We start from the raw sequence: 26047 nt of genomic DNA, 5'->3' as shown, positions 1-26047 counted from the left end.
GAATTTTATTGAAAATGGAATTCTTTGTTCTCTTTTCGTGAAAAATTAATTATTAATAAGTTTTGTTTTGTTTCTAATTGTTATTATTTATAATTTTGATATGTGAATCGAAACTGATTGACAAAATAACGATAAAGATCATGACTGCAATTAACAGAAGCGATATTGTACAATCTATAACAGACTCTAATAAAATTTGGGATGTGGTTATAGTAGGCGGCGGAGCCACCGGTTTAGGTGCCGCAGTTGATGCCGCCGCCAGGGGCTATAAAACATTGCTATTGGAGCAAGCCGATTTTGCGAAAGGCACCTCAAGCCGAAGTACTAAACTGGTGCATGGTGGTGTGCGCTATCTTGCACAGGGTGATATTGGCCTGGTACGCGAAGCGTTGTATGAACGTGGTCTGTTGCTTAAAAATGCACCGCACCTGGTAAAAAACGAGTCGTTTGTTATTCCAAACTATGAATGGTGGGGTGGAGCTTTTTACACTATCGGCCTAACCATGTATGATTTGTTGGCGGGTAAGCTTGGGTTTGGACGGGCAAAGCATATCTCCAAAAAAGAAGTGATTAGTAAGCTGCCAACCATCAATCAAAAAGGTTTACGTGGTGGAGTAGTTTATCATGATGGCCAGTTTGATGACTCCCGGCTTGCGGTAAACCTGGCGCAAACCGCATTGGAACAAGGAGCTACCGTATTGAACTATTTCCGTGTAGTTAGCCTGATCAAAAACGATCAGCAGAAAATATCGGGGGTAATTACTACCGATATGGAAACCGACCAAACCTATACCATTAAATGTAAAACCGTTATTAACGCTACAGGTGTATTTGTTGATGACCTGCTGCAGATGGATAAACCCGGCAAAAAGCCCATGGTTAGGCCAAGCCAGGGCGTACACCTGGTGCTCGACCGGTCGTTTATGCCCGGTGAAGATGCCATCATGATCCCTAAAACAGAAGACGGTAGGGTGCTTTTTGCCGTTCCGTGGCATGATAAACTGGTAGTAGGTACAACAGATACTCCGCTGAATGAACATAGCCTGGAACCACGAGCCTTGGAAGAAGAGATCGACTTTATTATCCGTACGGCCGAAAAATATCTGTCTAAAGCCCCAACCCGCCATGATGTGCTCAGCGTATTCGCCGGTTTACGTCCATTGGCCGCTCCGGATGGCGATTCATCCAAAACAAAGGAAATCTCCCGTAGTCACAAATTATTGGTTTCCGATTCTGGCCTGATCACTATTACCGGTGGTAAATGGACAACCTACCGCAGGATGGGGCAAGATACCATTGATAAAGCGATTGAGGTAGGTAAATTGGATCCGAAGCCAAGTGTTACCAAAGACTTGTCGATACACGGCAGTAAACTCAATGTTGACAGGAACGATCATTTATATGTGTACGGCAGCGACGAAGCTCAACTGCTGGCCTTGGTAAATGAAAATGCCGAATGGGGTAAAAAAATGCACCCGGATATGCCTTACATACAGGCCGAAGTGGTATGGGGGGTAAGGCATGAAATGGCCCGCAATGTGGAAGATATCCTGGCTCGTCGTGTTCGATCATTATTCCTGAATGCCCGTGCCGCTATTGATATGGCCCCAATTGTAGCCAGTTTGATAGCTAAAGAACTCGATAAAGACGCCGCCTGGGAGAAGGAGCAGGTAGCATCTTTCACCGTTTTAGCCAACGGCTACCTGCTGGAGCCTTATCAGGCCAAAAAAGTATAAATAAATCAAGCCTCACCTAAACGGCGAAGCCCTCATGTAATAAAATCCTCTCTCCCGATAGCTATCGGGATGGAGAGGGCAGAGTGAGGCTAAATCAATTATTAATTATAAAACCAATGAAAAACGTAAATTATGGAAGATTACATTTTAGCATTAGACCAGGGAACTACCAGCTCAAGAGCTATAGTATTTGATCACAAGGGGCAAATTAAATCTGTTGCTCAAAAAGAATTTAAACAGATATTCCCGCAATCGGGTTGGGTTGAGCATGACCCGAACGAGATCTGGTCGACACAGGCCAGTGTAGCAGCAGAAGCCACCGTTAAGATGGGCATAAACGGTACCAATCTGAAAGCTATTGGCATCACCAACCAACGCGAAACGACTATTGTTTGGGATAGAAATACAGGTGAGCCGGTGTACAATGCCATCGTTTGGCAGGATCGGCGCACCGCTGCTTTTTGCGATAAATTAAAACATGATGGTCACGAAGATATGATCCGTTCCAAAACAGGACTGGTAATCGATGCCTATTTTTCCGGCTCAAAGATCAGGTGGATACTGGACAATGTAGAAGGCGCCCGTGCCAAAGCAGAGAAAGGCGAACTGGCTTTTGGTACCGTAGATAGCTGGCTGGTATGGAAATTTACCCGCGGACATGTACACATTACCGATGTTACCAATGCCTGCCGTACCATGCTGTTCAATATCCAGACCCAGGAATGGGATGATGAATTGATAGCTTTATTGGATATACCTAAAAGCATGCTGCCGGAAGTGAAACAATCCAGCGAGATATACGGCGAAACAGCAACCACTATTTTTGCTTCTAAAGTTCCGATCGCGGGTATTGCCGGCGATCAGCATGCCGCGCTCTTTGGGCAAATGTGTATCGAAAAAGCCATGGTTAAAAATACCTACGGAACAGGCTGTTTTATGCTGATGAATATCGGCGATCAGTTTATCGAATCAAAAAATAACCTGTTAACCACCATCGCCTGGAAAATTAACGGGAAAATACAATACGCTTTTGAGGGCAGCATATTTATCGGTGGGGCAGTAGTGCAATGGCTGCGTGATGGATTGGGTATCATCAAAACATCGGCAGATGTAGAAAAACTGGCTTTAGCTGTTGAAGATACACAGGGCGTATACTTTGTACCAGCCTTTGCTGGTTTGGGGGCACCCTACTGGAAGCCTGATGTGCGCGGAACTATAGTCGGTTTGAGTCGCGGAACTACGGCGTCGCACATTGCCCGTGCAGCATTGGAATCTATAGCTTATCAAACTATGGACGTACTCAAAGCGATGGAGGCTGATAGTGGGATGGAAATTAAAGAATTAAGGGTTGATGGTGGCGCTACAGCGAATGACCTGCTGATGCAGTTTCAATCGAACCTGTTGAATTGTAAGGTGATCAGGCCAAATGTAGTTGAAACGACAGCCCTGGGTGCTGCATACCTGGCAGGTTTAGCGGTTGGATATTGGGAGAGCGTAGAGGAGATACAACAGCTATGGAAATCAGAAAAAGAATTTACGCCGGAGGCTGATCTTTCTGAGATCAAAAAGGGTATCAAGGGTTGGAAAAAAGCGATTCATGCCGCGCAATCCTGGACCGATGAACTGCCTGAGGCTTAATTAACTTGATTATTCACCATTAATTTTAATATCAATATGTCACCATTCATAGCTGAGTTGTTGGGCACCATGTTGCTTATACTTTTAGGCGATGGCGTAGTTGCCAACGTTGTTTTAAATGATACCAAAGGGAATAATAGCGGTTGGATAGTTATTACCACTGCCTGGGGGCTGGCTGTTTTTGTAGGTGTGGTTGTAGCCGGGCCATATAGCGGGGCGCATTTAAATCCCGCGGTTACCATTGCGTTGGCCATTGCCGGTAAATTTGCCTGGGCAAGTGTGCCAACTTATATAGCTGCACAGCTTTTAGGAGCATGTTTGGGCGCTTTTTTAGTGTGGTTGATGTACTACGACCATTTTCAGCGCACCAATAACCCAGGCGGGATATTAGCCGTTTTTTGTACCGGACCTGCTGTGCGTAATTATAAATCAAACATAGCCAGCGAGATCATCGGCGCATTTGTACTGCTATTCACCATTTTTTATATCTCCGGGGCCGAGATCACCCCAAGCAAAACACCCGTCGGCTTAGGATCGGTGGGTGCCATACCTGTAGCCTTATTGGTTTGGGTAATTGGCTTATCGCTGGGTGGTACAACGGGCTATGCTATTAACCCTGCCCGCGACCTTGGGCCACGCATCATGCATGCTATCTTACCCATCAAAAGCAAGGGTACCAGCGACTGGGCGTATGCCTGGATACCTGTTATAGGTCCTGTAATTGGTGCCGCGATAGCTGCTTTTTTATATACCAGCCTGGCTATAGGGCATTAATATATAAACCAATTATTATTTCTTTTTAAAACCAGAGTTTTATGAAAACGATTTATAAAGGTGGCCTTTTGGCCATACTTGGGCTATGCCTTTGTCTTCAAAGCAGGGCCCAGGATACCACAGCAAGGAAAAAAGACTCAGTTGTTGTAAAAAAATACCGTCCGTTTGATGTTAACTTACAGGTAAGGTCGTTATATATATGGCGCGGGTTTAAAGTATCAAATGCGCCTATTACAGACGTAGATATGCACTACACCACCCGTGATGGTAGTTTTGCCGTTGGCCTATGGGGCGGTGCCGGTTTTACAGGCGATTACAAGGAGTTTGACTATTATGTGAAGTATAATCATAAATCGGGCTTTAGCGCTTCGGTATGGGATATCAACAACTTTACCAATTACCCCAATGCCGATCTGTTTAACTATAACAAAGCCAGCACATCGCACTTTATTGATGTTACGGTAGGTTACCAGTTTAAGGATTCGTTTCCTTTGAGTATTAACTGGAGCACTATCGTGCAGGGCCGGGATACCTATGTTAAAAGCAACGGCGATTTAGGCAATGCCTACTCCAATTACGTGATACTGGATTACAGGCTATGGAAAGAAGGAACCTCCGATCTGCATATTTTTGCGGCAGGCGCATTTGCTTTTGGCCGTGACCAAAATTTTTACGGATCAAAGCCCAATATTGTTAATGCCGGTTTAACGCTGAATAAGGAACTGGTACTTTTTAACTATCACCTGCCAATTTCGGCTACGGCAATGTTTAGTCCGGAGCATAAATACGGGGCATTGCAATTGGTTATGAATGTTTTTTAAATGATTGAGGTCTGTTGAGAGTAATAGACATATACATTAATAATATCACAAAAAGGGGGGCTGTCACCCTGAGCCCCCGTCGAAGGGTTGAGTGCAGAGGCCTGCCCACTATGCTTCGACGGAGCTCAGCATGACAGCCTTTCTTGGCAAATGTCTAATCATGGGCTATTACTCTGTTGAGGGGATTAGAAAGACGGTGTTAATATTATCTCCGCTTTTGCGATGATGCCCGGGCAATCAGTTCGGTTTCTACCAGTTCTGTAGTAAACTCCTCAACAGGCCATTTACTTTCAATGGTCTTGATCAGCATTTCGGTAGCCAATTGCCCTATTTGAAATGCCGGTTGACGTACTACAGTTAGCGGCGGATCAAAAAGCTCGGCCACGTCGGAGTTGGTGAAGCCGGCGATGGCTATATCGTCAGGAACTTTAACACCCAGCTTTTTGAGTATATGCATGCAGCTGATGGTAAGACGGTCGCTGCCGATGAAAATGGCTTCCGGGGGCTCGTTCAGGTTTAAGAGCTCTTTAATGGCCAATTCTACCTCATCTTGTATCATGCCTCCATGATTACAGTGTTTTAAATAACCAGGTTTAAAATCAAGATTATACTTGTCGAGGGCTGCCTTAAAACCATTGAATCTTTCTTTGCTGATGAGTAGGTTGTTGGAGCTGGTTATGTGAGCTATTTTTCTGAAACCCATATTGATCAGGAGTTCGGCAGCATCAAAGGATCCCTGAAAGTTGTTGGCTATTACTTTATGGGTGTCAACATCAGCCGCAACCCGGTCGAAAAATACAATGGGGAATCCTTTTTCATGCAGATATTTGTACTGGGAAGTATCAGTTGATTCGGCAGATAAGGAAACCAGCAGACCATCCACATGCCTGGACAACAGGTGCTTCACATTGGTGCACTCCCTGTCGAACGATTCATGGGTTTGTGTAATGGTAACATGATAGCCACGGTTATAAGCGATTGACTCAATACCATTAATAGCCTGCGAAAAATAGGTATTGGCCACTTCGGGTACCACAACACCAATAGAGTGACTCTTTTGTTCTTTTAAACTAAGCGCTATAGGATTTGGCCGGTAATTAACTTTTTCGGCATATTCCAGTACCAGTTTTTTGGTTTCGGCACCTATTTCATAGCTCCCGTTCAATGCTCTTGATACTGTTGATGTCGACAGGCCCAGCGCCTTGGCTATATCTTTTATGGTATAAGATTCAAACATAATTTAGCTTACTGGTATTTCAAGAGGCCAGCTTAGTGTTGGTTTACAATAAGGGTACACTGTTAATTGGCTAAGTTAGTGTAAAATTACAGATCTCTCGTGTCAATTCAGATACATTTGAATTCACTAAACCGTGCAAACGTTTCCGGGAACGTTTGCACGGTTTTAATACCGCATATCTTTTTTTTATTAGCTACTTGTACTTAATCTTGTTTAGTAATTGAGCTTTACTGTTAATAGGAAATGCTCAGTATACCAATAGCAATAAACCAACTATAATCGATAAATTCATCTTTTTATTGAATACATGATCTTATCCAGATATAATTTAAACAAAATCAGTTTGCCGGTATCAGGCCTGCCGGATACACAAATATTTGAACTTCCTGAAAAGGTATTACAATTTGGTACCGGGGTACTTTTACGCGGCTTACCCGATTATTTTATTGATAAAGCCAATAGTAATGGTGTTTTTAATGGTAGGATAGTAGTGGTGAAATCAACCGATACAGGTTCGGCAAGTGATTTTGATAAACAGGATGGTTTATATACTATTTATACAAAAGGTATTGCAAATGGTCAGGAAATAAATGAGCAGGTTATATGCTCGGCCATCAGTCGTGTATTATCTGCTACAATCGACTGGGCTGCTATCCTGGAGGTGGCTCAGAGCCCTCATTTGCAGGTGATCATCTCCAATACTACAGAGGTTGGTATTAAATTGGTAAAAGAAGACATCAGCAAGCATCCCCCGGAATCCTATCCTGGAAAATTACTGGCTGTATTGTATAAACGATATCAGGCTTTTAATGGTAGTGCTGATAGCGGGCTGGTTATTATTCCCACGGAGCTAATAACGGATAATGGTAAAAAGTTAGAGTCCATAGTACTTGAACTGGCGCATCTGAACAAGTTGGAACCCGCTTTTATGGATTGGTTGGAAAGTCATAACCATTTTTGTAATTCCCTGGTTGACCGTATTGTTCCAGGCAGGCCAGATAAGGTATTGAATGATGAGCTGGAAGCAAAAAGTGGCTATACAGATAATCTAAGTATCATAGCAGAGCCCTATAGCCTATGGGCCATTGAAGGAGACGATCATATCAGGTTGGTGTTATCATTTCATGAGGTTGATGAAAGTGTTGTTATAACTTCTGATATTGAATTATTCAGGGAGCTTAAATTACGTTTACTAAATGGTACACATACTTTAAGCTGTGCCTGGGCCATTTTGCAGGGTTTTGCCACGGTAAAGGAAGCCATGAGCAATGAAACCTTTATCAATTTTATCACGCCCTTGATGTATGAGGAGATATTGCCCGCCATCCCCTATAAAATCGATGAAAATATAGCAACAGATTTTGCAGGTAAGGTGCTCGACAGGTTCCGTAATCCCTACATCAGGCATGAATGGTTGAGTATTTCAGTACAATACACTACTAAGATCAAAATGAGGGTGGTCCCTTTATTATTAAACTACTATAAGCTAAACAGTTCGATCCCCGAACATATGGTGCTTGGTTTTGCTGCCTACATCAGGTTCATGCAGATCAAATTAAGTAACGATGGCCATTACACCGGGAAAATGAACGGGCTGGAGTATCGGGTTACCGATAGCTTTGCCGAATACTTTGCCACGGTTTGGGCAAATTCTGAAACCAATGTAGCCATACATCAGATACTGACTAATACCGAGCTTTGGGATGCCGATCTTACCGCCTTATCAGGATTCGAAGATGCTATAATTGAACGGTTTCGCAGTTTCAAATAGGGTAGCGGGTCATGTTAATTTTTGCCGGGCTGTAACAAATTTTTGGCATACATCATCTAAGCGTTAAAGTAAAGGCAATCACCATACTAAACTGCATGAAGCTGAAAAAAATATCCTGGATTTCCATTGTTATTTTTGCCATCGTAATAGGCCTTTACCCGCTTGCCTATTACTTTACGGATATAAAGACCAACGGCTTGCTCAGCACCAAACCCCGCGAATTATTAAGTAATTCCGTATGGTATGCAGCGTTTTATACGCATATTACCTTTGGTGGTATTGCCCTGCTAACCGGTTGGAGCCAGTTTAGCAACAAACTGCGCCAAAAATATTTGAGCACGCATCGCCTGGTTGGCAAAATTTATGTTATTGCCGTTACGCTGAGTAGCATCAGTGGTTTATTTATCGCTTTTTTTGCAACCGGGGGCATTGGTAATGTGCTGGGCTTTGGCATATTAGCTATGTTATGGTTTATAAGTGTGTTTAATGCTTATACCAGCATCCTGAAAAGGGATGTATACCGGCATGAAAACTGGATGATACGCAATTACGCGCTCACTTTGGCCGCGGTTACTTTACGCATTTGGTTGCCTTTATTATCTGCTTTTGTTTTCCACGATTTTATACCCGCTTACCGTATAGTATCCTGGTTGTGCTGGGTACCTAATTTGATCATTGCCGAGATCATCATCAGCAAAAGATCCGCAAAACAAGAGCAGATCCTTCAGACTATATAAGCTTTCAACAATTAAAAACTGGCGTATGCCCTTACCGGGAATGTGCCCACGCCTTTAAATTTGGGTGGTACGGCATTGAACTTATAACCACTCTCGGGTAATTTGTCCAGGTTGCATAAGTGCTCTGTTATCAGTATTTCGGCGCCCAGTAAAATAGTATGTACCGGGCGACTTTTGCCCTTGGTATCATCAATGTTATGGCTATCAATGCCTACCAGTTTTACGTTACATTCCTTCAGATATTCAGCTGCTTCGGCAGTAAGGTATGGGTGGCCTTCAAAATACTGCGGTGTGTTCCAGTGTTTTGCCCAGCCCGTATAAACTAATACGGCTTTATTCCTGATCTCTTTACCGGTAAAATAGCTCTTGCCAATTTCGGTTGCATTTTGGGCGTTAATGGTGATAGCATCCAGATCGGCAAAGCGCTCCAGTTCTATTTCTGACAAATCTTTACCATGGGCAAAGCGGTGGAAAGGGCAGTCGATATAAGTACCGGTATTGGTTACCATTTCAATTTTTCCGATCTGAAACTCTGTTCCCGGTTCATAGTTGGCTTTGGATTGCTCCCGACTCAGGTAATCGCAAATGATAGGCGCGGGTAAGCCTTTATAAGTTACCAGGCCATTAAAAATGGTGTGACTCAGGTCGATATATTTTTCATCAGGTACGAGGTTAACCGCCTGGCGCTTGTGTTTTTCTTCGATGTAGTATTTGTTCAGAATGGCAACCTTACCAACCATAAGCAGTTGCATATCGTTTACAATATAGTCGGCCAGTTCCTGGTCGCTGATGGTATCGCCGGCAATATCCAGGCGAAAATCCTGGCCCTGGATGCCGCCGCCATTGGTGAAAGAAATATCAAAATCAAAAACTACTCTTTTATCGGGCATGGTTGTTTGGTCTGTTTTGGTGATGGGATCAATATGGCCAAAAAAACTTTTTAAACCTTAAATTTTAACATTTTTTTAGTCGAAACAGGGGCAAAAACAGTTTAAAAATTATTCAAAATCATTGATTTTAACAAATTTCAAGTCCGTTTTGATGCGTTTTTTAAACTTTAAAAAGTATTAAAGAGTATTAAAGAGTTAATTATAAAATAACTAAATGCTAAGCGGTCGGCTTTTTTGTCTGGGGTTATTCCTTAACAAAACAGCCCGGATGTCTGCTGAAAGACATCCGGGCTGTTGATTGAAATAAAGATACTAAAATTTGGTTGGAATATCCATAAAATTCAGTCATGCCGAACTTGTTTCGGCACCCCACGGGTAAGATATTCAATATGCTGGTTAACTCGTCCTGTGGGATCCTGAAACAAGTTCAGGATGACTCCTATGTGCTCCTCTCGTCCTTCGTCCAATGATCCTCTAATCTCACTTACCTATCTTCAAATACCTATAGATCAGCAAAAGGATACAAACTATACCTGCTGCCGAAATAAGGGAGCTTATGGTTATGGCGTGTACTATGGCTTCGGGGCCGCCGTTGGTCATGGCGCCAAATACGGCTACGCCCATGGCTCCTGCAGCCTGCCGGGTGGTATTTAGTACTGCTGATGCCGTGCCTGATCGTGTTTTGGCCACCGTGGATAAGATGCCTGTGGTCATGGCGGGTACGGCAAGGCCCATACCCAGGGGGATAATAATAAAGGGAAAGAACAGCTGCCAGTAAGGCGTATGGGCATGAGCGATGAGCAGTCCCGCATAACCGATAGCGCCAATGGTAAGCCCGGTGATGATGGGTACGCGTGTGCCATATTTGGCCATCAATTTAGCACTGATGAGGTTGGAGATGATAAATCCGGCGGTAAGCGGCAAAAAGGCCATGCCCGCGGTGAGCGAAGGATAGTGCAGTACATTTTGCAAGTACAGGCTCAGCACAAATACGGTACCGTAATAGGTAGCATTTAATACAATGCCTTGTAATACCAATACATTAAAAACGGGCGACTTAAACAGGTCAAGCGGTAGGATGGGGGCTTTGGCTTTCTTTTCTATCCGCAGAAAAATGATGAACATAATAGCGCTGAAAATCAACGCGCCATAGATGATGGGATTGTTAAAACCGAGGTGGTGTAATTCAATAATAGCGGCTATAAGCGCGGTAAGGGCCAGCATCCAGGTAAACTGACCAGGAATATCAAAACCTTTGTTTTCGTGCTTCTCGCTTTCCTGTAGCTTTATGCTTAGTAAGATGCCGACAAGGCAGATAGGTACGTTCACAAAAAATATCATGCGCCAGTTGCTCACATGCATCAGCAATCCGCCCAGGATCGGTCCGGCGGCAATGGATACGCCACCGGCGGCTGTCCACCAGGCAACGGCTTTGCTGCGCTGGGTGGCCTCGTGGGCAAAGCTCTGGTTTAGGATAGATAAGGAGCTGGGGATCATGGCTGCTGCCCCTATGCCCTGCAACACACGGAAAGCAATCAAACTAAAAGGATTCCAGGCAAAGCCGCAACCCGCAGATGCGATACCAAACACCAACAGGCCAAACTGGAAAAGGCGTTTTGAACCCAGCAGATCGCTCATTCCTCCTGCCGATAGCATCAGCACCGCAAAAGCGATGGTATAGGCATCAACTATCCACTGCAACTCGCTGATATCTGCTTTGAACGAGGCTGAGATCTGCGGTAGCGCGATATTCACGATGGATACATCCAGCTGCGATACCACAAAGGCCAGACTGGTGGTGCCTACTATAAAAATAAATGGTGATTTTGTTTGGTGTCCTTTGTTTACCGCCGTATCTGCCATGATTTGTAACTATTAGTTTACAACACAAAGATACCTCCCTCAAAAACATTACACTTCGGTTTTAAATGAAATATGATATTCATATCGAATATGAATAAATGTTTTTGTTGTTTTTGTCCACTCAGGGTATCCCGAAGATGATACCATGGGGATGGAAGTCATTTTTAATTTCCTCCCCACGGGAGGGGTGCGTAGGGTAGGTGTAATGGGAGGGAGGGGTTTCTACGCGCGATGATTATCCTTGTTCCATAAACCCCTTCCTCCCCTTCCCGAGGGAAGGAATCGCACAAAGCTTTCGCTCTTTTGATGGATGCCATGGAGCTCAGTCGAAGTATGACAACCCCTCGCTGGTGCACGTGACACGTGCGTCAGCATTAGCCAATTATACGCTAAATATCAGCTTTACGATCGTCCAGTCGTTTGAAGGATAGGATAAACAGGATTCCTAAAAATGAAAAGAGCATGCCATACATGATTCCATTAAAGGCACCCATTAAGCGTTTAGATCCCGCGTAAGCACATAGCCTGAGATAAAAAAGCCCGATAACAAATCCTATTAATTCCTGCATGTTTATTTAAAAGTACGAACAGTAAGCTAATTTAGCTCAACCTGGTTAATTTATTTCACCTCAGGCGGCACCATGCTCACCGCTGTACTTGTCGGGAAGTTTTTTGGTAGGGGAAAAGTCACTTTGCCGGTTCCAAGCCATTCCACGGCCCTGATCATGGTGGTTTGAAAACCTACGCAGCGATAGCCGGGCGGATAAGTATCACCTTTCCATAAATGGCCCATGCTGGATACATAAACCTTTCCCTTGCCATATTTCACTATCCATTCCACAGGCCAGTTGATGCCCGTGAGCGGATCGTTGGCGTAGGAGAGTACCTTGAGGTTTTGTGCTGGTCCGCGTGCAAATCGGTACAGCTCAACATCGGGGGTAAGCCATTGTTTAGGGTAGGCTGCATTTATGGGGTGCTCATTCAATACGCAGATCAGCAGGTTGCTCCGGTCGTTATGATAGGTATCCTGGCCCTGGCCGGGAGGTATGCTGTCTATTTTACCTAAGGAATCAACCCGGAGCGCGTAGCCAAAGTTTTTTGACCGCCAGCCTAAGCCTATCATTTGGTTATACCCGGGCCAATCGGGGTAAGCGTTATTAGCGGAATGCAGGATATATAAGCCGCCGCCATTTTTAACATAGTTTTCCAGTTCACGCTGTACGCGTAAGGGCCATTTTAGCTTGGGGTTCTGGATATTGTTGGTATTTTGAATAACTACATCATATTTTTTAAAGTTGGGTTCCCAGTTGGATTGCACAGTAGTATCCTGCAGGTTTATGGGTATGGTGGAAACTGTTATTTGAAACAGACCCGGTCCTTCCAGTATCTGCTTAACCATTTTGGTGGTCTGTTTCCAGTCGTGGTTGCTGAAACCATCTACAATAAGTACACGGATGATTTTTTTATGGCGATTTTTTACGCACACTACAGCGCATAACAGGCAGGCGGTAATGATGAGGCTATATTTAAGATATTTCATGGAATTAATTTGCGGTATAAAGATAGGATAAGCAGCTACCTGTGTGGTATGGCAACGAAAGCCAAAACGTAAGTAATTGCGTTTCATCTTGTAAATATTGTGTTATAAAGCCTTTGTATAGTATATTTAACGTGAGTTCGCAATAAGAAATGGATGTCCAATATCTACAGATTGTCATTTCGAACGAGGTACGAGGAGAAATCTTTTGCGCACGATAAGCCTGGCGCAAAAGATTTCTCCGCACCCCAACGCCTTGTCCATCTCTGTTTGTCGAAATGACATGACTTGTTCTTTCCGAATTCACGTTGTTTAACTTTATCCTCAATCAGATTAAAAAAAAGGTAATGGCTCATATCAAACGAAGGGTATTTATCAAAGGCACCCTGCTGGCCGGTGCAGGTACTGTTTTAGGCCCGCAGATCATGAGGGCGGCAGAAGAGCGTATAAGCATAAAATCTGCCGACAGATCAATCATGGCAAGCGGTAAAAAAGTAATCGTCGCGGGTGCGGGGATAACGGGCCTTTGCTGTGCTTATGAGCTGATGAAAGCAGGGCACGAGGTGGTGGTATTGGAAGCCAGCGGCCGGTATGGCGGGCATATATTTACCGGGCGCGATGGTTTGTCTGATGGCCTGTATGCCGACTTCGGGGCCGACCATATTACCAAGCCCGGCTATGAACGTTTTTTTGAATATGTGGATGAATTTAAGCTCAAGGCCATCCCATACCCGCATGCCGAGGGCTCTGAGGCCGCGCCGGATAATCATACCCTGAAAATGATTGATGGTAAATTTTATACACCCGAAATGATGAAAGATCCAGCGGTGTTGGCCAAATTCGGGTTTAATGAAAAGGAGATCAAATTTCTGTCGCAAAATCCCATGTATGCTCTGAACGATTTCTACCTGAAACCGTACCTGGATAAATTTACCGATCCATATCAGCCATTTGGCGTTGGTTATGATGATTACGACCAGATAGCCATAAGCCAGATCTATAAAAAAGAAGGCGCTTCGCCGGGTGCGCTGCGGTTTTTGGGTGGCAGTACAACCAATGCCCTGTATGTGCTTTGGCGGTCGGCTATTATGAAATTTCGGGGTATACCGGCATCCGAAGGTGATACTTATCATTTAAAAGATGGCAATGAACAATTGCCCATCGCTTTTGCCAAACGCCTGGGTGCAAGGGTTAAATTGAATCATCCGGTTACGGCCATTAAGCATGATAGTACAGGGGTAACAGTATCCTACAAAGCTTATGGTATGACACAAGTGCAGGAAATGAAGGCCGATTTCCTGGTGAATTGTATCACGCTGCCTATTTTTAAAAATATCCCGGTTAGCCCTCCATTGTCGCCGGCTAAGCAGTATGTGGTTAACCGTATGGGTTATTCTTCGCACCCTTTTTATGTGTTCGAGGCCAGTTCCAAATTCTGGCTCGAAGATGGGTTCAAAACCATCAATATGGAGTTTGAGCATCCGGATATTTCCTCCATATGGGAAGAAACCAACGAGGTAGATACTCAGCGCGTGATCCTGAAAGCTTTTGGCCCGGGCGGTATTTCGCCCGAGCGTGTCCTGGCTGCTTTCAGGTCCGTTTACCCGGGCAAACATGATACGATAGAACAAGCCTTAACTTTCGACTGGACAAAAGACCGCTTTGCCCCGGCCTGCGAAATGCAGCCTTTCCCGATAGGCACCATGCGCAAATTCTGGCCGCAGGTAATGCTGCCCGAAGGACACATCTATTTTGCAGGTACTTATGCCGATAATATGAGCCGTGGGATGGAGTCGTGCATCCGCTCGGCGCAGCGGGTAGCGCAGGAAATTGGCAAGGTATGACAGAACATTACTAACCGGGTGTATAGCCAACTCACCCGGTCTACGCTGCGCTGGACCGCCCTCTCTCCGGCTTTGCCGCAAAGAGGGCACACTTTCTCTTATTTTTTGTCATCCTGAGGAACGAAGGATCTACTCTGCAATTGAAAAGTTCAATAATAGATGCTTCACTCCGTTCAGCATGACAAATCTTTTCCCCCTCTATGCGCGAAGCGCAGACGGGTGAGTCGATATCCTACTTCATTTGATTTTACAATTTATTAAACATTTGTTATCCTTTTACAATCCGCTTTCTTTAATATCTTAGGCTCCTTAAAACCGGTATTTAAGCAACGGTTTTGCCCGATATATGAAACGCAGAGATTTTGTAAAAAACGCTACGCTTACCGCCCTTGGCGCATCGCTGATTGGTCCCTTAGAGGCTTTTGCTGAAGAACGGGTTACGCATCTGGACAGCGACGACGTATCGCCCCGGGCAGCGCTGGCCGATGAATTTAAGCTGCACTTTTTGGTCGTTGGCGACTGGGGCCGGAACGGCGAATATGACCAGGCCGAAGTAGCCAAACAAATGGGGCAATGGGCCACCACGCATCCCAATGATTTTGTGGTATCGGTAGGTGATAATTTTTATCCCAAAGGCATCATCAGCGAAATGGATCCGCAGATACATTACTCTTTTGAAAATATCTATACCGCGCACTCCTTACAGTGCGACTGGTATCCCATTTTAGGCAACCACGATTACCTGACCGATCCCGACGCGCAGATTCGCTATAGCAAGGTAAGCCGCCGATGGAACATGCCTGCGCGTTACTACACTAAAGAGGTTTCCTTAGGGAAAGATAAAGGTAGCGCTTTGCTGATAATGATCGATACCGATCCTATGTTGCATGAGCATCTGAAAGATTATGTGGATACACAGATGCAGTGGTTGCGCAAAACATTGAAAGAAGCATCTGCAGATGTGAAATGGAAAATAGTGATCGGCCACCACCCGTATTATACGGTTGGGCCGCGTATAAGCAATTTTGATACTTTAACTGTGCGGAAAATATTACCGCAGATATTTGAGGAGCACAAGGTTGATGTTTACCTGTCGGGCCACGATCATTCCCTGCAACACCTGAAACCGGAAGGTTTTACTCACCAGTTTATCTCGGGCGCAGGCTCGGAGCTCACGCCTGTAACTGCCGGGGTATCCTACAGCAAGTTCCAGGCATCTGAACACGGCTTTATGGCGTTCTCGGTAAATTCCAGCAAGCTCAATGTAAAAGCCATTAACCAGGTTGGTAAGGTGATTTACGAAACGGAACTGACGAAATAGTTTTTAGTCGATGGTCCATAGGCAATAGCTGGTGATTGGCTTGCCCCTCCCCACATTTGGTGATAGGCTATTTCAACGGTATACTTTATACTTGCCGTAAACATTTACCAAAACCCCAACATATGAACTTATATAGTGAAACAACAGGGAATGGTGGGCATTTCCTGATATTTGTACACGGAAACTCCCAATCTTTACATACCTGGGATAATGTGATAGCCCAGCCTGTGTTACAAAAGTACACCAAAGTAGCGGTTGACCTGCCCGGACATGGCTCGTCTTTTCGCAGTACCAATCCTGAAGAGGATTATACAGCAAAAGGGCTTGCAGCGCACCTGAATGCTTTTTTAAAGCATTATGCCGATAAAAAATACATCTTGATAGGCACCTCATTAGGCACCAGCATTATCAGCGAACTGAATCCGTTCCCGGCATCGTGTAAGGGCGCTTTATTATCGGCCGCTATGCTATCGTCCAAAAACATTACGGTTAAAGATATGATACAGCCCAATATCGGGGTAACGGCAGCATTTCAGGCTCATCCATCCGAAGAAGAGATCGATTACCTGATAGACAGGTTTATTTACCTGGCAGGCGATGAAGTTAAAAAGCACTATAAAACGGTATTTAAACAAACCGATCCGGATATGCGGGGCTACCTGGGGCAATCATTGGGCAACCCCCCGGCAATTGATAAGGTAGCCAATATTACATCGGCCGGGATACCGGTAGCTGTAGTTTATGGTGAGCAGGAAGGCATAGTACAGGCTGATTACCTGAACCGTACTATTTTGCCTAAATGGCGAGACCAGATCTTCAGGATCAGCGATGCCGGGCACTGTATCGAGCTTGATCAACCCGAAGCCATGTCCGCACTTATTGGAGAATTTGCGGAGGATTGTTTTAGGGAAAAATAGTTTTTGACCATGGCCGATGGTCTATAGACGATGGTCCATGATTCATAGACAATAAATAGTTCATTGACCATAGTCAAAAAACACCATGTCAATTGCGAGGAGGAACGACGAAGACAACCGACCGGAGGGCGCTTATTTAATACCTTTAAAACCAAACAAAATATTAATAATCTCGTGGCATGTATAAACGCGGGTAGGTTGCTTCACTAAGTTCGCAATGACATATTTTTTATTTTTATTCCTTGCTCCAAAAATCTCGCCGTTACGGTACCTGGTTAATATGTGATACGGAGAATTTTAGTCCCATGATGCCGATCATGATGAGGGAGATAAAGAAAACTTCCATCCAGGTAATGGTTTTATTAAAGAAAGCCATTTCGGCTATTTTGATGAACACGAGGGTAGCGGCCGTCCAGATGGCGTATGCAGTGGCTGTAGATAGCTCTTTGATAGCCAACGAGAAGAAATATACATTACACACTCCAAACAGGATATAGCCCAGCAATGGTGCCAATAACGGGAAGCTTACATCAACGCGGTAAAAGTTGTGCCAGGTAAGCAGTTTCAAATCGCTTAGTTTAAAGTATTTTACCGAGAACGTCCACGCGGTTTCAAATACTGCTGCTATGATGATATATATCCAGGCCAAAGGTTATGGGATTATTGCAAAATCTCTTCTTGCGGGTGAGTGGTTATGGTGGTGTTGATAGCTTGTGCCGTTATATTGGTAGTTGCTTTTGAGTCTTTTTTATTAAATGGTGACAGCAATATCGATAAAATATTCGGTCGCAGATTATAGTAGCGCTCAAACCATTTGTATTTCAATAGTTTTTTTTCGTCGAAGCGCTTCACCGAAAAGGCGTGCTGCATAAAATAGTCACGGGGATATTCGTAGCCAAGGCCCCAGTTTTCGCGCTCGTTGCCGGGTGCATGCCCCGGGTCATAAGCGCTGCCAAACAAGTGATCCCAGATGGCAAATTTGGTAGCGAAATTGGCATGGAAAACTTCGATGTAATTGGCATGGTGCCATAAATGCAATTCAGGAGTGTTGAGGATGTATTTGAGCTTGCCCAGTTTTACATTCACATTGGCATGGATGAACATACCAAACATGGCATCCAACAGGGCTTTGATGGGAATTACTGCCGGATCGGCACCTAATAAAATGATAGGTGCGAATTCAATGGTTTGGTTGATGATGATCTCGATGATGTGCGAGCGAGATCCCGACAGAAAATCAACTTCTTTGCCCGAATGATGGGCCTCATGTGTACGCCAAAGGAACTTGCTGCGATGCTGTAAGCGATGGAACAGGTAGATGTACAGATCGTGCGTCACCAGGAAAAACAATACCTGCACAGCTATTGGCCAATGCGTTACAAATTGAAAGGAAGACCAATCAAAATGATGTTGAACAGGGGCGATGATGTAATCAAATATCAGGATCTTTAAGAAATAGCTTTGTATCAGCGTATACCAAACCAGGTCGATCCAAAAACCTTCCCTGAAAAATTTTAATCCCTTGCGATAGGGCGATATCCGTTCCCAGGCAATGATGAATATGATCCACAAAACCAGTATAGTGGTTGTAACAGTAAGTAGTTTTTCCTGTGGCATTTTTTAGTTTGTATCAAGTAGTTAGTATCAAGTATCAAGTACCAGGATATCGTTTATAGACGGTTTTCAAAAGTCTCGATACTTGATACTAACTACTTGATGCTAAAGTAAACTATATCGCTGTCCAGCCGCCGTCAACCACGAGATTGGCGCCAGTCATGTATGCGGATGCTTCGCTGGCTAAAAATATCAGCGCGCCCTGGTAATCGTTTGCTTTGGCCATACGGCCCAATAATGTTTTGGCCGAATAGTTCTCAACAAAAAAATCATTCTGGTTATTCTCTACACCACCCGGCGAAAGAGTGTTTACCCGAACCCCTTTATTACCCCAATAGGCAGCCAAAAAACGGGTAAAGTTGATGACCGCACCTTTGGTTACCGGGTAGGCGGCAGATTTATAAAAATCCTGCTCGCCCTGAGGGTTTTTGTATATAGACTGATCGGGTCCTACCATACCGTAGGTAGAAGCTACGTTGATGATACTACCCGAATGCTGTTCGGCCATCACCGTACCAAATACCTGCGAGCAAAGGAACACCCCCGTTACGTTTACATTGAGTGATTGCTGAAAGGCCGTAAGCGGGTAATTTTCAAATGCCGAAAGCTCTTTAGCCATAGCGGGGCTCTCGAACATATCGTTAATGGCGGCATTGTTCACCAGTATATCGATGCTGCCATAGCGGGTCAGTATTTGATCGCGGGCAGCTTCCAGGGAATGTTTATTGGTTACGTCGATCTTCAGGCCGCCATGCTGTTCGCCCAGATTGGCGGCAAAGGCTTCTACCTTTTTTTCGTCTATGTCGGCAGCTACCACATTGGCGCCGGCCATGGCCAATGCTTCGCAATGCTTTTGCCCGATAAGCCCCAGTGCCCCGGTCACGATAGCCGTTTTTCCCTGTAATGAAAATAGTTCCATATATTTTTATAGGAGAATCAAGATAATAAGAGTCAGGATAGTACGAAGCAAGAATCAAGACAAAACCTTTGTTGGATACCTTTTATCATTCTTAGTTTTTTTAATTCCTGGCTCTTGATTCTTACTATCTTGATTCTCTCCTCTTATTTATAGTGCCGCTGTTTTTGGCTTAATGTTATAATTGCTCACCTTGCGGAAAACTGCTTCCAGTACTTCGCCTTTTAAATAGCTTTTTACATCACCGCTTAAAATGGCTTCTTTAACTACCTGCAATACGTCGCGGTAGGCTAAAAGGGTGTAGTCGATATCCTCAGAGGTATGGCTGAAACACATGTTATGGAAACCGGCCCAAAGGATACCGCGTTTGATCATTTCCTGCTGCATCAGGGTTTTCAGTTCCAGTGCGTTGCCTGCTTCGGGGGTAAAAGTTACCATGCTGCGGCAGTTGTAACCAATACAGCGGGTATACTGATCCATACCTAATGATATGGCGATCTGGTTATAGCCATCTTTTAGCAAAGCACCATGCTGATCAAGGTATTGCGGTACGTTCTTGTCGCGCAGCTCGTTGATGGTAGCTATACAGGCTGCTAATGATAAAGCCTCACCGCCAAAGGTGGTATAACTGAATACTTCGGAATTAAAAAGCTCCATCACATCCGCTCTGCCTGTGAGCATGGCTATCGGCATGCCATTGGCACATGCCTTGGAGAATACGGCAAAATCGGCCTTTACGTTAAAATATTCCTGCGCACCGCCTAAAGCAATGCGGAAGCCTGTCCACATTTCATCAAAAATGAGCAGGGTGCCGTTTTCGCGACAGGCCTCGGCCAGTTCCTGTAAAAAGCCGGGTTTAGGAGCTTCAAAAATAAAAGGCTCTAATATTAGGGCAGCCACGCTCTCGTCTAAAGCTGCTTTTATCGAATCGATGTCGTTGTATTCAAAAGTATAGGTAAGATCCTGAATAGCTCCGGGGATACCTGCGTTACGACTGGTGATACCGATGTACCAGTCATGCCAGCCATGGTAACCACAGCAAAATACTTTATCCCTGCCGGTAAATGCACGGGCAACACGGATGGCTGCCGAGCACACATCAGCGCCTGTTTTGGCTATCTTAACAGCCTCAGCATTTGGGATCACTTGTTGTACCAGTTCGGATAGTTCCACTTCCAGTGGGTGCATCAGCGAGAAGGTGATGCCATCATTCAATTGCTCGCGGATGGCATCATCAACAGCAGGGTAGGCGTAACCCAACGAAATAGGGCCAATAGCCGAGTTATAATCGATAAATTCATTGCCATCAACATCCCAAACGTGCGAGCCTTTGCCTTTTACCAGGTATTTAGGCGCTACGCCTTTGCTAAACTGACCCGGACCTTTAGCCAGGGTTTGGGTTACCGGTTTTTGAACTTTTAAAGCGCGCTCATATATTTTGTCCGACTCGGTGATGTCGGGATAGTTGTTGCTTAACTGTATTTTATTAGCCATGGTGAAATCTTTTTTATTCTGAAAACTCTGGGGTTAATATGGATGGTTGTGAGTACCCGGTTTGATAGCCTAAGATCCTTTCGGCTATTTGTTTGCCCGAGAAACCTTCGTTTTGTAATACATCGGGTAATAATGCTGGTTTGAACCATCTTTCTTTCAGGGCGATAGGCATAACTTTAGCGGTTGTTTGGTATTGCAGCAAAACCTCCGCAACAATAGTATACAGGCCGCCGGTCAGGAAATGGTCTTCGAGGGTAACAATGAGATTGCTGCTGGCGGCTACCTGTAGAATGATGGCTTCGTCAACCGGTTTAAGGCTGCGCATGTTCACCAGGCCAACGGATAAACCTTCGTTCTGTAATACTTCAACTGCGATAAGTGCCTGCTCAAACATCAAGCCATAGGTTAAAATGGTTAAATCGCTTCCCGAACTGATCACTTCGGCTTTGCCCAGTTCAAAAGGCTCATGCACATGGCTGGTTTTGCGGGTATTGATACGTGTATAGGCCGGGTTTGGCGATTTCCAGATCTCCGGCAGCATTTTTACCAGGTCGTCCTCATCCGCCGGGGCAAACACGGTTAGGTTGGGGATGCCCCGCATAATAGAAATATCTTCGATAGCCTGGTGGGTAGGGCCATTGGCATCTGATAAAAAGCCGGGAATAAAACCGCTTAGCTTTGCCGGTAAATTGGCAATCCCCAAATCGGTACGTACAAATTCAAAGGCGCGCATGGTTAAAAAAGCGGCCAGGGCATGTACTACAGGTTTGCGGCCACGCAGGGCCAGGCCAGCCGCCGCGCCGATCATCGTTTGCTCGGTAATGCCGGTATCAATAAAACGTTTACCCAAAACCGCGGGCAGGTTACGCACCAGTGCCCGGTTCTCGGCTGTCATCACTATTACCTGTTCATCGTTCAGGGCCGTTTCGGTTAATAATTCTTCGTAGGTCATGGGGTTATCTGACAATTAAAGTTTCTGATGTTAATGAGGTGGTATGTTCACCATGCAATTCCAATAAAAGCTGCTCAACTTCATCTGCCGAGAAGTTACAGAACCAGCGATCGGCGCGCTCCTGTATGCTGGGCAGGCCTTTACCTCTTACGGTATCGGCTATAACCACATTGAGCTTTCCTTGCTGAAAAGGATAGGCGCTAAAGGCATCATGTAATTCTGTATAGCTATGGCCGTTGATGCGTTTCACCGCCGCGCCAAATGCTTCAAATTTTTGTGCCAAAGGCTCCAGCGGTATCAGATCCTCGGTGCGCATATTAGCCTGGAAATGGTTACGGTCGATCACAAAGATCAGGTTATCCAAATTGTAAGCATTGGCTACCAATACAGCTTCCCAGCAGGTGCCTTCGTTAAGTTCGCCATCACCCATAATGCAGATCACTTTGTTATCGCTGCCGCTGATCTTCAGATCCAGAGCCACACCGATAGCTACCGAGGGTAGATGGCCCAATGAGCCTGAATGGAATTCAACTCCCGGGATATGGGTATTGGGGTGCCAGTAAATATGATCGTTCAAAGAAAGATGATTTTCCAGCCGCTCTTTTTCCAGGAAGCCCAGTTCAACCAATGTGCCGTATAAAGCAGGCACATCGTGGCCTTTGGAAAGGAACAGGTAATCTCGGTTAACGTCTTTTAAGTTCGAGGGCGTCAGGTTCAGGAATTCGCCATACAGGTAAACAATCATGTCAACTGCCGATAAGGAGGCGCCGGTAAAGCAGCCGCCTGCGGTTGACATACGCACAATATGTTCGCGCACTTTTAGCGCTATGGCCTGTAATTCCTGCTCGCTATGTTTTGTGTTTTCCACGGGGTAATGGTTATAAATTAAATATTTTATTGGCTAACCGGCGCTTGTTTGGTTTGCTCCGGTTGTATAGTTTTTAACTCGTTTAAATGGTTGCGGTACCAGTTTACACCAGCATAACCGGCATTGATCTGGTAGATCTGGGGTTTGCGTTCCAACAGGTCCAGTATGTCGTCACAGGAGAAATTTTTGTTTATCGGGTAAAGCTCCTCAAACACCCTTTTGATAAACAGATAATCCTCCTGATAGTCGATCGTAAAACGATGCGACATGGAATAATCCAAACCCGTTTCCCAGGTAACATTACCAATATTGAACAGTTGCGGGTTTTCCCAGATATAAGGGGTGGTATGTTCCAACTCCAGGTTTTTCTCCGCGTTTTCCCAGGCTTGTTTTAAGCAGGCCATAGTCATGATCTCCACATCGTTGCCATCGGGCCAGGTAGCGGGGTGCAGGTTGCTTACATAGTCGGGTGTAACGGTTTGATCAAAAAAGTAAGTAAGCACGCGGTCAATGGCCTGTGGATCTATCAGCGGGCAATCTGAAGGGATTTTTAATACAACATCGGCGTTGTGTTGCAAGGCCGCCTGGTAATGACGATCGAGCAGGTTGTTCTGATCGCCCCGGTAACAGAGGATGTTCAGCGAGTGGGCTTCCTGCTCAATAATATCATCCTCCGGGTTAACAGATGTAGCTATTACCACTGTGGCCTTATGCTGTATCATCTGCAGGCGCTCTATCATCATAGCCAATATGGTTTTACCCAAAACAGGTAACATCACCTTCCCGGGTAAACGGGTCGATGCCATTCGGGCCTGTACGATGATCACCATTTTTTAATTATTGAATTAGTGAGTTAGCGAATTAGTGATTTATTGAATTTGTCTTTGATCCAAAAGCCTTTGTTCCCAAAATCCTTGCTCTTTGCTCCCAAAGTCCTTGTTCCCTTAATAATTAACTACCAGTTGCTCGGTGTAAAAAGGGATACCTTGTGTATTTAAAGCCTTTTGTACATCAAAATTTTCCTGTGCGCCTTTATGGCTGATATATGCCCGGCATAACTGGGCTATTTTATTTGCCGATATACCTCCATTTTGAACGGGAGCGAGTCTTTTAAGCTCATCCACATCAAACCAGGAGTGTACCTTTTTGCCTAAAGCTATACCGGTATACACTACGGTTGAGTATTGGGTGATGAGTTCGCAGCAATTGGCTATCATATGGTTGGTATTACCTGCTTTGAAAATCATGGTACCTGCCGGTGCATATTTCCTGATCTCTTTTTCGGCGCGTTCTGCGTCTTCGTTTGGGTGTAGTTTAAACAGCAGTGGCCGACCGTTTGCTATTTCAACCGCACTTTTGATAAAAGCCGGCCGGTTCTCGAAACGATAGGTTTCACGCATATCGGTAGTTGCTACCATTACGTAATCATGGTGCGGAAAGTCGTTATCCCGAAATTGCTCCAGGTTATCGTAATTAGGCATGCCGGTAACCGCTATTTTATGACTATCCGTGCCGTTTTTAATAAAGTATTGGCGGTAGCCGGATGAGGCAGAACAATAAATGTCGCAAACATTTGCTGAGCCGTTTAATGAGGTGTTACCGCATAGAAAAGTAGGCAGCTTCAAGGTTTTTACTATTTTACTCAGCAGGGTATATTTATCAACCATGCCTTCCTGTACCCATACTGTTTTGGTTTTGCGCATGCGGTGGGGTACCAGTATGTCCGAGCAAAAAACTACCAGGTCGTATTGGTTTAACCGCGCACCATAATCAATTTGCAATCCGTGTTGATGAAGATATTTTTCGGAATTGGTACGGTAATAATTTGAAAGTATGGTGCCGTTAAGTAATGAAGTATGATTGATCAATAAATTTAATATATAGCTATCTGTAAATAGCTGACTAAACCAGCAATCAAACTCGGGCAGTTCGTTTGCTATCTGGTGCATTTGTGATGTTTGGTTTACAGAACCGGTAATGAACAGTATTTTCTGCATTTATAGTTTGATCACTAATTGTTAAGGCAAATGTTGTATGTTCTGGTATGCTTAACTTTATGGATATAAAATATTATAATAAATTATACACTAAATATTAAAACCATCGCAATGGATTAAAAGTATGGCTGTTACTTTTATTAAATGCTAATTTAAAGTTATGAAATAGTTAATTGTGCATTAGCTTAATTTTAACTTAACGCATTATATACTAATGATTTAAGTTTATTTGGCATTTGCCGAAAAAGCTACCCGCCTGGTTAAAAAGTTTTTAAGTTCGGGAAGTTTATCTGTATTGATCAGGTCGACGCCGCAGTCGAGCAATTCGTTCCAAACCGCCGGATTTTCGGGCGAAGCCCAAAGCCTTACTTTTTTACCGTACCGGTGTGCCAGGCTCACATATTTGCACAAACGTTGCTTTTGTAAAACCGGGAAAGCTCCACTGCCATTCCAATTAACCAGCCGGGAGTATTTACAGCTTGCGGTGCGGTAGATATTGGCCGATGAGGTATCCTGCTGAACCTTCATCAGATCTTCGTCAATAAAGGCCAAACGGTTTTGTTGGTTTTTAAGGATCTCCAAAGGTTTGTGTCCGGTTATTACTATCGTGATCTGGCGCTGAACAAATACACCATCCTCGTAACCCGAAAGTATGTTTTTGTATTTTTCGAGCACGGCCGACAGGGCTTGGTATGTTTTAACTGCGTTTGATTTAATATCGATCATCAGCGTAATGGGGTAAACAATACGTGATTCCTGTTCGTTTGAGCCGTTGATGCAGCTGGCCAGCGGATCGAGATAAAGACGTTCCAATGTACGGTGTCTTTTAAAAAACGGGAGCAAATGAGCTACAACGAGCTTTCCGCGCCTTAAATATATATCAGCTTCAATATGGGTATATCCGTTGTCCAAAGCATCGTACAAAGGGCGTTTGTGCCAGTAATCATTATGGGCAAAGGCATTGGCGAGCGGGACATTTTGGGAGTAGGCATTAAAGGCAGTAAATACCAGGAGTGTTACGAACAATAATTTCAGGTGCTTTAGGCAAAAGCTTGCTGCTTGCATCATTAATTGTTTTGTTGCCCGAAGGTACCTTTTAAATATGTTGTAAATATTAGCA

22 protein-coding genes are annotated in these 26047 nt (G+C 44.5%); 9 read left to right on the top strand and 13 right to left on the bottom strand.

The window, feature by feature from the left end; all coding sequences use genetic code 11:
• The first annotated feature begins 140 nt into the window (after positions 1 to 140).
• The 4 genes from ACTJKG_RS08890 to ACTJKG_RS08875 all read left to right on the top strand — a co-directional run bounded on the left by ACTJKG_RS08890 (position 141) and on the right by ACTJKG_RS08875 (position 4969).
• The gene (locus ACTJKG_RS08890) at positions 141 to 1736 is read left to right on the top strand and encodes a glycerol-3-phosphate dehydrogenase/oxidase (protein ID WP_172335086.1); all 1596 of its coding nucleotides are present in this window, start codon (positions 141 to 143) and stop codon (positions 1734 to 1736) included.
• 132 nt (positions 1737 to 1868) lie between these two features.
• On the top strand, positions 1869 to 3374 hold the full coding sequence (gene glpK, locus ACTJKG_RS08885) for a glycerol kinase GlpK (protein WP_440738980.1): 1506 nt from the start codon (positions 1869 to 1871) through the stop codon (positions 3372 to 3374).
• Between the two features lie 36 nt (positions 3375 to 3410).
• Complete coding sequence (locus ACTJKG_RS08880) at positions 3411 to 4148, top strand: MIP/aquaporin family protein (RefSeq protein ID WP_172335084.1); 738 nt, start codon at positions 3411 to 3413, stop codon at positions 4146 to 4148.
• Between the two features lie 41 nt (positions 4149 to 4189).
• Complete coding sequence (locus tag ACTJKG_RS08875) at positions 4190 to 4969, top strand: hypothetical protein (protein ID WP_440738979.1); 780 nt, start codon at positions 4190 to 4192, stop codon at positions 4967 to 4969.
• A 205-nt stretch (positions 4970 to 5174) separates the two neighbouring features.
• Here ACTJKG_RS08875 and ACTJKG_RS08870 read toward each other — a convergent pair whose 3' ends face one another.
• A complete protein-coding gene (locus ACTJKG_RS08870) occupies positions 5175 to 6206 on the bottom strand; it encodes a LacI family DNA-binding transcriptional regulator (RefSeq protein ID WP_172335082.1) in 1032 nt (343 codons plus the stop codon).
• 307 nt (positions 6207 to 6513) lie between these two features.
• On the opposite strand from ACTJKG_RS08870, the gene ACTJKG_RS08865 reads away from it, so the two are divergent.
• Positions 6514 to 7977 (top strand): tagaturonate reductase, encoded by a 1464-nt coding sequence (locus ACTJKG_RS08865; protein WP_172335081.1) that lies wholly within the window; start codon positions 6514 to 6516, stop codon positions 7975 to 7977.
• Positions 7978 to 8072: 95 nt separating this feature from the next.
• The gene (locus ACTJKG_RS08860) at positions 8073 to 8714 is read left to right on the top strand and encodes a DUF2306 domain-containing protein (protein ID WP_172335080.1); all 642 of its coding nucleotides are present in this window, start codon (positions 8073 to 8075) and stop codon (positions 8712 to 8714) included.
• Between the two features lie 11 nt (positions 8715 to 8725).
• Here the strand turns inward: ACTJKG_RS08860 and ACTJKG_RS08855 are convergent, their stop codons facing one another.
• The 3 genes from ACTJKG_RS08855 to ACTJKG_RS08845 form a co-directional block, all read right to left on the bottom strand.
• Positions 8726 to 9604 (bottom strand): cyclase family protein, encoded by an 879-nt coding sequence (locus ACTJKG_RS08855; RefSeq protein WP_172335079.1) that lies wholly within the window; start codon positions 9602 to 9604, stop codon positions 8726 to 8728.
• Between the two features lie 480 nt (positions 9605 to 10084).
• Positions 10085 to 11467 (bottom strand): MFS transporter, encoded by a 1383-nt coding sequence (locus ACTJKG_RS08850; protein ID WP_440738978.1) that lies wholly within the window; start codon positions 11465 to 11467, stop codon positions 10085 to 10087.
• Positions 11468 to 12086: 619 nt separating this feature from the next.
• Positions 12087 to 13094: a ThuA domain-containing protein gene (locus ACTJKG_RS08845; RefSeq protein ID WP_440738977.1), complete on the bottom strand. Its 1008-nt coding sequence runs from the start codon at positions 13092 to 13094 to the stop codon at positions 12087 to 12089.
• A 257-nt stretch (positions 13095 to 13351) separates the two neighbouring features.
• On the opposite strand from ACTJKG_RS08845, the gene ACTJKG_RS08840 reads away from it, so the two are divergent.
• The 3 genes from ACTJKG_RS08840 to ACTJKG_RS08830 all read left to right on the top strand — a co-directional run bounded on the left by ACTJKG_RS08840 (position 13352) and on the right by ACTJKG_RS08830 (position 17086).
• Positions 13352 to 14848, top strand: coding sequence for a flavin monoamine oxidase family protein (locus ACTJKG_RS08840; protein ID WP_440738976.1), 1497 nt, complete (start codon positions 13352 to 13354; stop codon positions 14846 to 14848).
• A 346-nt stretch (positions 14849 to 15194) separates the two neighbouring features.
• Complete coding sequence (locus ACTJKG_RS08835; RefSeq protein ID WP_440738975.1) at positions 15195 to 16169, top strand: purple acid phosphatase family protein; 975 nt, start codon at positions 15195 to 15197, stop codon at positions 16167 to 16169.
• A gap of 122 nt (positions 16170 to 16291) precedes the next feature.
• Positions 16292 to 17086: an alpha/beta fold hydrolase gene (locus ACTJKG_RS08830; RefSeq protein WP_440738974.1), complete on the top strand. Its 795-nt coding sequence runs from the start codon at positions 16292 to 16294 to the stop codon at positions 17084 to 17086.
• A gap of 262 nt (positions 17087 to 17348) precedes the next feature.
• On the opposite strand, the gene ACTJKG_RS08825 is transcribed toward ACTJKG_RS08830, so the two are convergent.
• The 9 genes from ACTJKG_RS08825 to ACTJKG_RS08785 form a co-directional block, all read right to left on the bottom strand.
• A complete protein-coding gene (locus ACTJKG_RS08825; protein ID WP_172335073.1) occupies positions 17349 to 17735 on the bottom strand; it encodes a DMT family transporter in 387 nt (128 codons plus the stop codon).
• Between the two features lie 11 nt (positions 17736 to 17746).
• A complete protein-coding gene (locus ACTJKG_RS08820) occupies positions 17747 to 18703 on the bottom strand; it encodes a sterol desaturase family protein (RefSeq protein ID WP_172335072.1) in 957 nt (318 codons plus the stop codon).
• A 112-nt stretch (positions 18704 to 18815) separates the two neighbouring features.
• A complete protein-coding gene (locus ACTJKG_RS08815) occupies positions 18816 to 19619 on the bottom strand; it encodes an SDR family oxidoreductase (RefSeq protein ID WP_440738973.1) in 804 nt (267 codons plus the stop codon).
• 147 nt (positions 19620 to 19766) lie between these two features.
• Complete coding sequence (locus ACTJKG_RS08810) at positions 19767 to 21110, bottom strand: aminotransferase class III-fold pyridoxal phosphate-dependent enzyme (RefSeq protein ID WP_440738972.1); 1344 nt, start codon at positions 21108 to 21110, stop codon at positions 19767 to 19769.
• A gap of 13 nt (positions 21111 to 21123) precedes the next feature.
• Positions 21124 to 22062 carry a transketolase family protein gene (locus ACTJKG_RS08805; protein ID WP_440738971.1) on the bottom strand — a complete coding sequence of 313 codons (939 nt, stop codon included), beginning with the start codon at positions 22060 to 22062 and terminating at the stop codon, positions 21124 to 21126.
• A 4-nt stretch (positions 22063 to 22066) separates the two neighbouring features.
• A complete protein-coding gene (locus ACTJKG_RS08800; RefSeq protein WP_440738970.1) occupies positions 22067 to 22930 on the bottom strand; it encodes a transketolase in 864 nt (287 codons plus the stop codon).
• Positions 22931 to 22956: 26 nt separating this feature from the next.
• Complete coding sequence (locus tag ACTJKG_RS08795; protein ID WP_440738969.1) at positions 22957 to 23760, bottom strand: cytidylyltransferase domain-containing protein; 804 nt, start codon at positions 23758 to 23760, stop codon at positions 22957 to 22959.
• A 114-nt stretch (positions 23761 to 23874) separates the two neighbouring features.
• The gene (locus tag ACTJKG_RS08790) at positions 23875 to 24927 is read right to left on the bottom strand and encodes a hypothetical protein (protein WP_172335067.1); all 1053 of its coding nucleotides are present in this window, start codon (positions 24925 to 24927) and stop codon (positions 23875 to 23877) included.
• A gap of 225 nt (positions 24928 to 25152) precedes the next feature.
• Complete coding sequence (locus tag ACTJKG_RS08785; RefSeq protein WP_253952218.1) at positions 25153 to 25995, bottom strand: phosphatidylinositol-specific phospholipase C/glycerophosphodiester phosphodiesterase family protein; 843 nt, start codon at positions 25993 to 25995, stop codon at positions 25153 to 25155.
• Positions 25996 to 26047 lie beyond the last annotated feature (52 nt).

It is taken from the genome of Mucilaginibacter sp. 22184, from assembly GCF_052045695.1.
GTDB lineage: Bacteria > Bacteroidota > Bacteroidia > Sphingobacteriales > Sphingobacteriaceae > Mucilaginibacter.
This window is presented reverse-complemented; position numbering and strand designations above follow the sequence as displayed.